We start from the raw sequence: 13,543 nt of genomic DNA on the forward strand, positions 1-13,543 counted from the left end.
TAAAATATTTTAAAAATTCTTGTCTTTTTTTTAAAATAATCCTACATTTGTGGATTAGGTACAGAAAATGAAATTAAAAGCATATATGATGAAAACGTCAGAGAAATTATTATTATTACGAAAACAAATGCAAACCGAAGGAGTGGATGCGTTTGTAGTATTCAGTGCCGATCCGCATTTAAGTGAATATTTACCAAAAGAATGGCTTGAACGTCAGTGGATTTCAGGATTTACAGGGTCAGCGGGATTTGTGGTTATTACCGAAGATAAAGCAGGTTTATGGACGGATTCTCGTTATTTTGTACAAGCTCCTATAGAACTTGAAGGGTCGGGTATTGATTTGTTTAAAGAAGGTGTGGAAGGTACACCTGACTATGCGGATTGGTTACTTTCAGAGCTTCCTGAGAAATCGGTAGTTGCTGTGAATGCATTAGCAACATCACATGTAGCTTGGGAAAAATTGGAAAAGGCACTAGCTACTAAACATATTGAACTGAAAGACAACCCTTTGTTAAATAAAGTTTGGGTAAATCGAGAGAAAAGTCCTTTACATTCAATTTTTGTACATCCTGACAAATGGGCGGGACAAACGGTGGCAGAAAAATTGAAAGCTATCCGGGAGAAAATGAAGCAACAAAAAGCAAACCTCCATATTATCACAGCTTTGGATGATGTAGCTTGGACACTCAATCTCCGAGGGAGTGATGTAGCATACAATCCTGTATTTCTGGGTTATATAGTTCTTTCTAATGAAGATGCTTTTTTGTTTGTTGATACACAAAAAGTTACCGATGAGGTAAGAGCTCATTTGACCCAAGCAAACGTAACGATAAGGGCTTATTCCGATTTCTTTCCATATCTTACAGAAATAAAAGATAAACAGATTCTTATTGCACCAAATACAAATCAGGCGATTTTCAGGGCAATTCAAGGGAATGTGCTTATCCAATCTCCTGTTCCTGGAAATTTAATGAAGGCAGTAAAAAATGCTACCGAATTAGAAGGTTTCCGTACCGTAATGGTTCGTGATGGTGTAGCTTTAGCTAAATTCTTTTATTGGCTCACACATCAAGTAGGTAAAGAACCAATGACAGAATACAGCATAGGGGTTAAGTTAAGAGAATTTCGAGCGGCTGGAGAAAATTTCGTAGGAGAAAGTTTTGGAAGCATTGTTGGATATCAAGGAAATGGAGCTATAGTGCATTATTCTGCTCCTGAAACCGGTAGCAAAGAGGTGTTTGCAGAAGGAAGTATCTTGGTAGATTCTGGAGGACAGTATTTAGAGGGGACAACCGATATTACGCGTACTGTACCGTTAGGAAAAGTATCCCAAGAGTTTATCAACGATAGTACGTTGGCTCTTAAAGGGATGATTCAACTCTCGTTGGTGAAATTCCCCAAAGGAACACGTGGTGTACAGCTGGATGCTTTTGCACGTATGGCTCTTTGGAAAAATAACAAAGACTATGGACATGGTACAGGACACGGTGTAGGTAGTTTTATGAACGTGCATGAAGGCCCTCAAAACATTCGTAAGGATATGAACCCACAGGAGCTATTGCCAGGAATGGTTTGCTCAAATGAACCAGGTTTTTACTTAGAAAATAAATATGGGATTCGACATGAAAATTTAGTTGCTGTTAGAGAAGTCTGTAAAAATGAGTTTGGTACATTCTGTGACTTTGAAACCTTAACTCTTTGTCCGTTTATGGCAACTGGTATTAATCCTGCACTTTTGACTGATGACGAGAAGCAATGGCTGAATGCTTATCACAAAACTTGTGAAGAGAAAATCGCTCCACACCTGGAAGGCGAAGTGAAAACTTGGTTTTTGGAATTGGTGAAACCTCTGTAGGTCTGTTCAAAAAAAAGAGCATCTGCTACAAACGAATCCCCGAAGTTCGGCGAAAACCGAAAATCGGGGTTTTGTGTTAAAAATTGAATTCCAATGCTACAAAATTTTTAAATAGAAAAGAATAGTTATACCTTTTAGACGCCAAATTGTTTTTTCTGATTTTCAAAGCTAAAAAACAACCAAAAAAAGAAAGAAATCCAACAGTTGGGATGAAGTCTGCTGTTTTTTAACACTCTGAAAGAAAATTAGATACTTTACAAATGAACCTAAAGAATTTCATCAATATGTTGCATCACATCGTGGATGATTGCAGTATCGTCCACGATGTTTTGTGACAATTCCTTTTTCGACTCCTGCAAACGAATAATCTTCTCCTCAATGGTGTTTTTTGATACAAAACGAATAACGTTCACCTTGTTTTTTTGTCCTAAACGATGAGCTCTGGCAATGGCTTGTTTTTCGGAAAAAGGATTCCACCAAGGATCCAAAAGCAACACATGAGAGGCTTTAGTGAGATTCAACCCTACTTCACCTGCTTTGAGCGAAATGAAAAAGAATGTAACTTCTGGTTGATTTTGAAAGGCTTCTACTTCCTTTTTCCGCTCATCCGTTGGTACACTTCCTGTCAATTTCGCATATTTTAGATTATTTTCAATGCACCATTGTTCAAAAATTGCCAAATGTGACACAAAACTACTAAAAACTAATGCTTTTTGTGATGAATTAGCTATTAATTCCATATAACTAATAACCTCTTCATACTTTCCAGAGGGTATATCGCTGTTTTTCTCCACCAATTTAGGATGATTACTAATTTGACGTAAACGCATGAGCATATTTAAAGCATTCAGTTGCGAAATCTGTCCATCAACTTGTAGTAATTGATTGCGAACTGCTGATTTTTCACGTTCATACCATTTTTCTTGAGCCTCGGAAAGCTCACAATAAGTGATTTGTTCTGTAAGTTCAGGCAAATCATCCAATACTTGCTCTTTTGTTCTGCGGAGCAAAAACGGCCTGATGATTGTTTTTAATTCCTCCAAAACAATAGGATCCTTTTTCTTTTCAATGCCTTGCTTAAAATATTTCGAAAACTGAGAAAAGCTCCCCAATATATTTGGGTTTATGAATTGCATTTGCGACCATAAGTCACTGAGGGAGTTTTCGATAGGTGTTCCACTTAGTGAAATTTTATGCGTAGCTTTGATATCGTGAATAGCTTTGAAAATCTGCGAGTTTTTGTTTTTAATTCGTTGACTTTCATCTAAAATCACATATCGAAATTCATGTTTATGGAATAACTTAGCGTCTCGTGTCACAATAGGGTAGCTGGTGAATATTACATCGTAATTCTGCAAACGATTAGATTTACCTTTACGCTCATTACCAACATATTGCGTACATTTCAGATGCGGTGCAAAGCGTTTAGTTTCGTCATACCAGTTGAACACTAACGATGAAGGTAAAATTACCAAGGCTTTTAGCGGTTCTTTCTGCTGCACACAATCAAATAAATCGGTTGGAGTGGTATTTTCCTGCATGGGCAATCGGTCGTGAATATCAACCAACAAAGCGATTGTTTGCAAGGTTTTTCCTAAACCCATGTCGTCCGCCAAACACGCTCCCAAGCCGTTGTAATGATGATCCAAAAGCCATTGCACACCTTCCTTTTGATAGGGTCGAAGCGTAGCTTTCAAATTAGGAGAAGGAACATATACAACACTGTTTATCAACTGTTTTGGTTGTAGTTCAGGCGTATCGTTCAACAGAGCATAGTTACTTTTAGGTAACTGCAATTTGCCTTCATTCACTTTACTAAATTTTACAATTGTCCCGTAACGAGCAAACCATTCTTCGGGAATTAAAAAAACAGTTCCGTCAGGCAATATATAAACTGGATTATTTTCCTTAATATTTTTGACTAATTCCTTAAAATGAAACGTATTATTCCCTTTTTTTACATGGATTTTCAAATCAAACCAATCATTTTCGGTATATATGTTATCAAAAATAAGCTCAAAATTGTCTTTATTTAGTTTTTTACCTTCAATTTCTATGGAATTCATGTTGATATTCTCAGAAATAAAAGCAGAACTGTGTCCCAAAAGATGATATACTGACGCATAAAGACCTTCTTTTTGAACGAAAAATAAACCATTTTCCTCTTCAAAACCTATTTTCCTAAATAAATCATATATTTTTTCTTCAGACGATGTATCTCTTTTATAAGTTATGATTTGTATGGCGTTATTTTCATCTACTTCTAGAACAGAATGGGAAATTCGACCTTGGTTACTGAAAAAAACATAACCTCCATAATTGAATCCCACCGAAATTTTATAGCGATTTTCAAAAAAATCATTGACTAAACGCAATTCCGATGACTGAATACTATTTTTTTGTAAAACGTTGAACCCTATGGCATTGATTTCTACTTTCTTAAGAATTTCTTTAAGAAACTTATCGAAATATTCATGAACCATTTTCTCAGGAATATGAACTTCAGTTTTATTCAAAAAAGGTTTTATGTTCAATGCTTTAATATGATTCACACGCATTAACTCTCGATTGATAACAATCCATGATTTTTGATTGTTCAACAATTCAATTTTTTGTTCCGAAGGAATCATCTTAGTGTCATTGTCATACAAAAACAAACGATAGTTAATTCCTAAGTTTGTTTTTTCAAACTCTAAAAAAGGTTTTATGATTTTTTCACTAACCTGAATGCGTCTTTTAAAAATTTCATCCCTACTACTGTATTCTAAAGTGGTTATAAATCCATTTTTGGCAATAATCTCTAATAAAACATCCGTTTTTTCTTCAATATATCTTTGAATAAGTTGTTTTTGAGTGATGTTTTTATAAATAATTTCTAAGGAACTGCCTTTTTTTACAAATTTTTGCAGTAATACTGTTCGTTGTAAGCTATTAACTAAGACCAAAGCCTCTTTTTGTTGTAAATTTATGGATAACTCAGGTAATCCTAACAACACGGAATCCGTAGCTTTTTTTAAAAAATACCACGCCTTGCCTTTTTGCTGAGCAATATAAGCATTAGGCAGATAAACCGAAAAATCAGTGTCAAACGTAAAATCAAAAAAAAGTAAATACATATTCTTAGCGATGAAGTTCTTGTTTGTACTTTGGGAAAAAAAATGTGTTAATGATTTTCATTCCAGTAATAACTATCTGAATATATACGTTTTCCAAAAATAGCTGTTCCAACTCGGATGATTGTTGCTCCTTCCTCAATGGCGATTTCTAAATCATTACTCATTCCCATTGAAAGTTCAGAAACATCTACATTTGTTATGTTCAATCCGTTGATTTCTAATTGTAAATTCTTTAATAATTGAAAACAAGGTCTAACTTCTTCTGATTTTGCACTGAATAAACCTATAGTCATCAATCCTTTGATGTGTAGTCGATCAAATTGAGCTACCTCTTGCACCAAAGCAATGGCTTTTTCTGGAGCTATTCCAAATTTACTAGCCTCGTTCGATGTGTTTACCTGAATGAAAACATCCATATTTCTATTTTCGTAAGCCAATCGCTGTTGTAATTTTTGAGCTAGTTCAATTCTGTCAAGCGACTGAATACAACGGATATCATATCTTAGAATTTCTTTTATTTTGTTAGTTTGCAGATGCCCAATAAAATGACTCGTATGTGGGATGTCCTTCAAAGCATCATATTTCTCTTTGACCTCTTGCACTTTGTTTTCAGCAATGAGCGTATATCCTGCATTCAATGCTGTTTTTATCCGCTCTGCATTAACCGTTTTGGTTGCCAAAAGCAATTTTACTTCCTTTGGATTTCTTCCTACTTTCTGACAAGCATTTTCAATTCGTGCTTGAATTTGATTTATATTTTCAGTAATATTTTGATTCATTGGGGGAACAATAATAAATTTAGACCTCACCAAGCATGAATATCATATAAAGAAATATCAAACTTGGTAAAGTCTAAACAGTTTAAAAATAGATATTTACACCGAAACGTTATATTCTCTCAAAGCGTCATTCAATGAAGTTTTTTTGTCGGTGGAAGCCTTGCGTTTTCCGATAATCAATGCACATGGCACTTGAAATTCACCTGCTGCAAATTTTTTAGTGTAACTTCCTGGGATAACCACCGAACGCTCTGGAACATATCCTTTCAATTCTATTGGAGTTTCTCCTGTCACATCAATGATTTTTGTGGAAGCTGTAAGTACCACGTTTGCTCCCAAAACAGCTTCTTTTTCCACTCGAACGCCTTCCACTACAATACAACGCGAACCAATGAAAGCACCATCTTCTATAATCACAGGAGCCGCTTGTAAAGGTTCTAAAACCCCTCCAATACCAACACCTCCGCTCAAATGTACATTTTTCCCAATTTGAGCACAACTTCCTACAGTTGCCCAGGTATCAACCATGGTGCCTTCATCTACATATGAACCTATATTAACGTAGCTTGGCATCAAAATCACGCCTTTTGAAATATAAGCTCCATGCCGAGCGACTGCATTAGGAACTACACGGATTCCTTTCTCTTCATAGCCTCTCTTCAACGGAATTTTGTCGTGATACTCAAAAATTCCCGCTTCTAAGGTTTCCATTTTCTGTATCGGGAAGTACATCACAACGGCTTTCTTAACCCATTCATTTACCTGCCACCCGTTTTCAGTGGGTTCTGCCACACGCAACTTTCCACTATCCAACAAATCAACTACTTTACGAATAGCGTTTTGTACGCTTTCATCTTTAAGAAGCTCTCGGTTTTCCCAAGCTGCTTCTATCGTATTTTTTATTTCTGTCATACTGCTATAGTGTTGTTTTTTTAATATCCTATTTTTTCACGTACCCTTTTTAGTACATCTGTTGCTACTTTCTGTGCTTTTAAAGCACCTTCTTGTAATATTTTCTCTAATTCGTCTAAATTTTCCATATAATAATGAAATTTCTGACGCGGTTCGGAGAATTTTTCTAAAATAAGTTCATACAAAGCCTGTTTTGCTTGTCCATAACCATAGTTTCCTCCTTCGTATAGATTTCGCATAGTTTGTGTCTGTTCATCCGAAGCCAACAGCTTATATAGAGCAAAAACTTTACATGTATCTGGTTTTTTAGGTTCTTCAAGCGGTATACTATCGGTTTGGATACTCATCACCTGTTTGCGAAGTTGCTTTTCTGGAAGAAAAATATTGATGTAATTATTGCGTGATTTACTCATTTTCTCTCCGTCTGTTCCAGGGATAATCATAATTCGCTCCTCAATTTTAGCCTGTGGTAATACAAAAGTTTCGCCCATTTGGTGGTTGAAACGCGAAGCCACATCACGTGTGATTTCGAGATGTTGTAACTGATCTTTGCCTACGGGTACAATTTGGGCATCATACAAAAGGATGTCAGCTGCCATTAACATTGGATACGTAAAAAGCCCCGTATTCACATCTTCCAAACGATCTGCCTTGTCCTTAAATGAGTGAGCAAGTGTCAAACGTTGGTAAGGGAAAAAGCAACTCAAATACCACGTAAGTTCCGCTGTTTGAGGCACATCACTTTGTCTATAGAACGTAATTTTATTATAATCCAACCCAAAAGCCAACCACGTAGCCGCTACGCTATATGTGTTTGCTTTAAGTTCTTGACCGTTCTTAATTTGGGTAAGCGAGTGCATATCCGCAATAAAAAGAAAAGATTCATTTTCAGGATTTTGAGCCATTTCTATTGCCGGCATAATTGCTCCAAGTATATTGCCCAGATGGGGAGTTCCTGTACTTTGAATGCCGGTTAAAATTCGTGCCATATTCTTTGTTTTTTTTAATAAAGTCTACAAAAGTACAAAATCATTTTTATTTTTTGTAACTTTGCTTCCTAATTAAATCAATTTTCACACAGAATGAGACCTTATATTTTAGCTGAAACGAATTGGAAAGCCATACAAGAAACAAATTTTAGCATAGCCGTTTTACCTTGGGGAGCTACGGAAGCACACAATTATCATCTGCCTTATGCCACCGATGTAATTGAATCGGAATGTATTGCTTCTGAATCGGCACGAATTGCATGGGAACAAGGTTGTAGAATCATCGTACTTCCTGCCATACCTTTCGGAGTAAATACGGGACAAGCTGACATTACCTTAGATATCAATATCAATCCAAGCACTCAATTGATTTTACTTTCGGACATTGTCGAAACCCTCAACCGCCAGAACATTCATAAATTAGTGGTACTCAACAGCCACGGCGGTAATGATTTCAAGCCTATTCTACGAGAATTAGGACTAAAATTTCCTAAAATGCATATTTCTGTGTGCAATTGGTTTCAAAATGGAGAGAAAAAAAACTATTTTGACCAAATTGGCGACCATGCCGATGAGATGGAAACCAGTTTGCTAATGTACCTGCGTCCTGAATTAGTACTTCCTTTGTCTGAGGCAGGCGAAGGTAAAGAGAAGAAACATAAAATAAAAGAATTTACAGAAGGTTGGATGTGGTCAGAACGCAAATGGTCAAAAATCACTGCCGACACAGGTGTCGGTAACCCTAAATTAGCTACCGCTGAAAAAGGAGAGCGATATTTTAAGTTCATCACTGAAAAAATTGCTAATGTGTTCATTCAGTTGGAAAAACTGGATGTTGAGCACCCATACGAATAGTCAGAATCTAACCTCATACTGATTCTCCGCATCGCTTTCCTCTATTGAAAGTAAAGACTGTTGATGCTGAGGTTAAAAAAATATTAATTTTTTGAGTTTATTGCGTTTGTTCTCAATGAATGCAATATCTTTGTGCATTCAATTACTAAAAAAAAAGTGTAATACAAATATGAAAAAAATTACCTCTATCGTTTTTTTCCTCTTGTTTGGGGTGATCTTCGCCCAACAGCAGACCCATACAATTAAAGCAAATGAGAGTATTGACCACATTGCTAAGACTTATCGTGTGTCACCATCCGATATTTTTAAGCAAAATCCAGGACTTAAAGATAGTATGAAAAAGGGTATGGTGATTGTTATTCCAAGTGGAAAGGTGAAATATTACAGTACACAACGCCCAATGGGATTTATACCGCATACAGTGGAAGCTAAAGAAACATTCTTCGGGCTTTCTCAAAAGTACAACATCACCATCGATGATATCAAACGGTATAATTTTGATTTATATACACGTGGATTACAAGAAGGAGAACTAATCTCAATTCCTATTTTCAGTAGAGCTACTGGGACTGTTGAAAAAGGTGTGCAAGGACAAAAAAAATACGTAGTAAAACCTCAAGAAACCCTGTGGCGTATCGCTCGTGAACATAACATCAGTCAAGCAGAATTAGAAAAAATGAATCGTGGAGTTACGGCAAGTAACCTCAAAGATGGCCAAGAAATTTGGGTACCTGCCGTTGAAAGTGTTGCCTCAAAACCAAATCATAGAACGGATTTAGTGCCTTACGCTGTAGAAAAAGCTGAGGGTTTTTATAGTTTACAACGTAAATTTGGCTTATCAGAGGCAGAACTTATCAAATTGAATCCTGAATTAAAAGATGGTGTAAAGGCCGATACTCAAATTTGGATTCCGAAGGAAAATTACAATCGATATCGCTATTCAATGACCTCTTTTGAGGAAAAAAGTTTTCCAGATTCGAATCAAAATGTGCAATCGCTATCATCGATAGAAAATGTACGTCAGTTATCTTTTGTGCTTCCTTTCAGAATATCAGATATTTCGGAAGAAAACAAATCTGCCGCACTTCGTACACGCTTAGGAGACAATCGTGCCACGCCTATGGCAACGGATTTCTATTCGGGAGCTATGATTGCCTTAGATTCATTACAAAAAATGGGGTATTCGTTTAAAGTCAATGTGTTTGACAGTGAAAATAACAACATGAAAAATATAATCGCCGATGAGAATTTGCTAAACTCACAGCTAATTATTGGCCCTTTTTCAGCGAAATCGTTTAATGACCTGACAAAACATATTACCAATGTTGCGGTATTGGCTCCTCTATCAAACCGAAATATTGATTTAAATCCAAACGTATTTCAAACACTTCCAACTGATGAGGTACAACAAAACAAAATGATTACTTACATTTCTGAAAATCACTCAGATGCAAACATTTTGATTTTGGCAGACTCTAAGAACACTGCGGTTCGTGAACGATTAGCAAGTAGTTTTCCGAACGCAAAAATCGTTACTGAAGTTACTGCAAAATCAATTCCTAATGCCATTGATTACAACCGTCTGAATTTTGTTTTGATTCAATCCAATGATATTGGCTATGTGTCCAACGCGGTGCGTGTGCTACACGGAACTTTATCTCTTAAAAAGAACGATATTTCTCCAAAAATTATCTTGGCTACTATTGATAGAGGAAGTGTTTTTGACTCTAATAACATTTCTAACAATCAGTTATCGGATTTGCAGTTCACCTATCCTACTTTCAATAAATACTCCAACGGAGATGACAGTTTTTCGCAACGCTATGTGAAAACATATGGTGTTTTGCCTAACCGATATGCTATTAGAGGATTTGACATTACAATGGATGCCGTACTGCGATTAGGAGTTACTGGAAACTTTGAACAATCAACATCACATGTGGGCGAAACTTCCTACTTAGAAAATAAATTTGCCTATCAACGCAACCCTTACAAAGGTGGAGGTTACGAAAACCAAGGTGTTTTCATCGTTAAATACGAAAATATGGAAGTAAAAGAAGTAAAATAAACTTGTATTTTCAAAAATAATATCTAAATTTGCACCCGATTTGGTCAACCTCTGGCGAAAGACGTGAATGTTGCCCAATGATAACTAAATTATATTTTAAATTTTTATGGAACCTTTATTAAAGTACGTACAAGACAATTTTGTAGAAAGAAAGGATTTTCCTGAATTTTCATCAGGTGACACTATCACAGTGTACTATGAAATTAAAGAGGGAGATAAAAAACGTACACAGTTTTTCAAAGGCGTAGTGATTCAACGTAAAGGAAGTGGAGCTACTGAAACATTTACTATCAGAAAAATGTCTGGAACAGTAGGTGTAGAGCGTATTTTCCCTTTCAATTTACCTGCTCTTCAAAAAATCGAAGTGAACAAAAGAGGTAAAGTTAGACGTGCAAGAATCTACTACTTCAGAGGACTTACAGGTAAAAAAGCTCGTATTAAAGAAGTTCGCTAATCGAATTAGTGAATATGTAAAAGTGAAAAATGAATTTCAAACTCATTTTTCACTTTTTTATTTAAGGCTATCCAAAAAAAATCGTTCGAGTTAAATTTAATCTGTAACAACCTGAATTAGAATAAATTAACTTTTAAAAAGTCACAAAGATCTATTTTTTAAGCCTATTTTCTTCTATATTTTTACAAGAGGATAGTTTCTTGCTACGTAATCACTATACTCCTCGCATTATTTTAGAAATTCACTTACTGGTGTATACTCTAATCCAAAGGTATTTGCTACTGCTTGATAGACCACTTTTCCTTGGATAATATTCAATCCTTCAGCTAAACCTCGATTGTCTTGACAAGCTCGTTTCCATCCTTTGTTTGCCAAATCAATAGCATACGGAAGTGTAGCGTTTGTTAGAGCCAACGTAGAAGTGTAAGGAACAGCTCCAGGTATGTTGGCTACACAATAGTGAACGATACCATCAACTTCATATACAGGGTTGCTGTGGGTTGTTACTCGTGAAGTTTCAAAACATCCACCTTGGTCAATAGCAACATCCACCAATACAGAACCTTTTTTCATCAATTTGAGCATATCGCGAGTGATTAAATAAGGTGCTTTTGCTCCAGGAACCAACACTGCTCCAATAACTAAATCGCAATGAGCCAGTTCTTGCTTGATATTGTACTGGGATGCAAACAAAGTTTTTATATTTTTAGGTAAAATTGAATCCAACAAACGTAGCCTTGGAAGCGAAATATCCGCTATCAGCACATTAGCACCTAATCCTGCGGCTATGATAGCGGCATTATAACCTACCACTCCACCGCCTAATACCAGTACACGAGCTGGATGAACTCCTGGCACTCCGCCCATAAGCACCCCTCGTCCTCCTTGAGGTTTTTCTAAAAAACGAGCTCCTTGCTGAGCTGCCATACGTCCTGCCACTTCCGACATGGGAGTTAGTAGTGGCAACGTATTGTTTTCAGTGACCGTTTCGTATGCCAAACATACAGCTTTTTGTTTTATCATAGCATGGGTGAGAGCTTCTTCTGCTGCAAAATGGAAATAGGTGAAAATCAATTGGTTTTCACGTATTAAATCATATTCAGCCGCAATAGGTTCTTTCACTTTGTAAATCATTTCCGATTGAGCATAAATCTCCTCTATAGTTGGCAACAACTTAGCTCCAGCTTCCACATATTCCTCATCAGAAAATCCACTGCCTTCACCCGCCGTTTTCTGGACATAAACCGTATGTCCGAATTTTACAAGTTCATTCACGCCACTTGGAGTGGCTCCAACACGATTTTCATTGTTTTTAATCTCTTTTGGAATTCCTATTATCATAATAAATACATATTAAAATTGAAGCCATAAAATTACAAAAAAAAAGAAAACAAACAAAAGTATTGAAAAATTAAGATGAAAAATTTAACTGATTATTTATAAACGCATTAAATTTTCGCTAAAAAGAAGTTTTTTTATGAGAAAATCCATTAAAAAATATATATTTGCATATCGAATATTTGATTTATAAATTTACATTCTGTATTTCTTTAATGGTTATCGGTTTATGATTTATCATACGTAAAATAGTATTGTGAAAAATGTTGATCTTGCTTTGAGAACGATTTATACGATAGCAAAATTCATTAAAATAACGCTCTATATGTTTTTTACTTACGTGTACCATTATCGTTCTAAGCCACGATTTTATCTGATGTATTACAATATGCAACTTTTTAAAATTTTTACCCTTATCACTTTCTATTTGAGTAATGTTATATTTTTTCTTTAAGGGATTATAACCATTCCATTTGTCGGTTGTAATTTGAGCTTTTTCACTAATATGTTCTTCAAAAATAGGCGTTAAACTTTTACAAGAATAATCGTCAATAGACTTCACATAAACTCGTTTAACTCGTTGTTTATCCGTTAGTTCTATTGCTATAGCTGCTTTTTTCTTTTTAGTATCGTAACTTCTTCCTGGTTTGTCGTCTTCCATTCCTCCGATAGTAAACTCGTCTACGTGTACAAGGTCTGAAAGCGGATATTTTTTACTACTTTCCATTGCCGTACGAACCTTGTGCATAAACCCCCAAGTGGAAGTTTGGCTAACTCCATAGCGTTCGCCCATTTGCACACTCGATAGGCTTTTACTACTTGTAGCCATCTCAAAAACCATACAAAAGGCTTTGTGCAAACCAAATTTTACTTTGTGAAAAAGCGTATTGGCGGTGGCTGTCTCCACGTGAGAACATCTGTAACAATGATAGCTAAAATTCTTTTTAAGACAGCCTTTTTCGTGTCCGCATTTGGGACATTTAAAGCCATCAGACCATTTATATTTGGCTAAATAGGCTCTACAGGCATTGTCATCGGGTAGTTCTTTGATAAAGTTTAGTAAGTTTTTGCCTTCAAATTTTTCCATCTCGCTGATTTTAAAATACAAAGATACAGAAAATATATTGATAAATCAATCGAATATTTTCTACATAGCTATGTTTCGATTTTTTTGTAT

Annotated in this window: 10 protein-coding genes; 4 read left to right on the top strand and 6 right to left on the bottom strand. The window is 35.8% G+C overall.

The features are described from left to right. Positions 1-88: 88 nt before the first annotated feature. Positions 89-1,855, top strand: coding sequence for an aminopeptidase P family protein (locus tag CGC52_RS07905; protein ID WP_095894496.1), 1,767 nt, complete (start codon positions 89-91; stop codon positions 1,853-1,855). A gap of 266 nt (positions 1,856-2,121) precedes the next feature. Here CGC52_RS07905 and CGC52_RS07910 read toward each other — a convergent pair whose 3' ends face one another. From CGC52_RS07910 to trpS, 4 genes are all read right to left on the bottom strand, one after another. Further along, positions 2,122-4,971, bottom strand: coding sequence for a DEAD/DEAH box helicase (locus CGC52_RS07910; protein ID WP_095894030.1), 2,850 nt, complete (start codon positions 4,969-4,971; stop codon positions 2,122-2,124). A 47-nt stretch (positions 4,972-5,018) separates the two neighbouring features. Beyond that, the gene (locus tag CGC52_RS07915; RefSeq protein ID WP_095894031.1) at positions 5,019-5,750 is read right to left on the bottom strand and encodes a YggS family pyridoxal phosphate-dependent enzyme; all 732 of its coding nucleotides are present in this window, start codon (positions 5,748-5,750) and stop codon (positions 5,019-5,021) included. Positions 5,751-5,846: 96 nt separating this feature from the next. Beyond that, a complete protein-coding gene (locus CGC52_RS07920) occupies positions 5,847-6,662 on the bottom strand; it encodes a 2,3,4,5-tetrahydropyridine-2,6-dicarboxylate N-succinyltransferase (protein ID WP_042006035.1) in 816 nt (271 codons plus the stop codon). A 20-nt stretch (positions 6,663-6,682) separates the two neighbouring features. After that, entirely contained in the window at positions 6,683-7,651 is a 969-nt protein-coding gene (trpS, locus tag CGC52_RS07925; RefSeq protein ID WP_095894032.1) for a tryptophan--tRNA ligase, read from the bottom strand. A 93-nt stretch (positions 7,652-7,744) separates the two neighbouring features. Here trpS and CGC52_RS07930 point away from each other — a divergent pair, with 93 nt between their 5' ends. From CGC52_RS07930 to rplS, 3 genes are all read left to right on the top strand, one after another. After that, complete coding sequence (locus CGC52_RS07930; RefSeq protein WP_095894033.1) at positions 7,745-8,506, top strand: creatininase family protein; 762 nt, start codon at positions 7,745-7,747, stop codon at positions 8,504-8,506. A gap of 169 nt (positions 8,507-8,675) precedes the next feature. Further along, complete coding sequence (locus CGC52_RS07935; protein WP_095894034.1) at positions 8,676-10,574, top strand: LysM peptidoglycan-binding domain-containing protein; 1,899 nt, start codon at positions 8,676-8,678, stop codon at positions 10,572-10,574. A gap of 106 nt (positions 10,575-10,680) precedes the next feature. Continuing rightward, entirely contained in the window at positions 10,681-11,028 is a 348-nt protein-coding gene (gene rplS / locus CGC52_RS07940; protein ID WP_042006040.1) for a 50S ribosomal protein L19, read from the top strand. A 228-nt stretch (positions 11,029-11,256) separates the two neighbouring features. On the opposite strand, the gene ald is transcribed toward rplS, so the two are convergent. Next, positions 11,257-12,369, bottom strand: coding sequence for an alanine dehydrogenase (gene ald, locus CGC52_RS07945; RefSeq protein WP_095894035.1), 1,113 nt, complete (start codon positions 12,367-12,369; stop codon positions 11,257-11,259). A gap of 184 nt (positions 12,370-12,553) precedes the next feature. Continuing rightward, entirely contained in the window at positions 12,554-13,453 is a 900-nt protein-coding gene (locus CGC52_RS07950; RefSeq protein WP_095893075.1) for an IS1595 family transposase, read from the bottom strand. Positions 13,454-13,543: the final 90 nt, after the last annotated feature.

It is taken from the genome of Capnocytophaga sp. H2931 (assembly GCF_002302535.1).
Classification (GTDB): domain Bacteria; phylum Bacteroidota; class Bacteroidia; order Flavobacteriales; family Flavobacteriaceae; genus Capnocytophaga; species Capnocytophaga canis.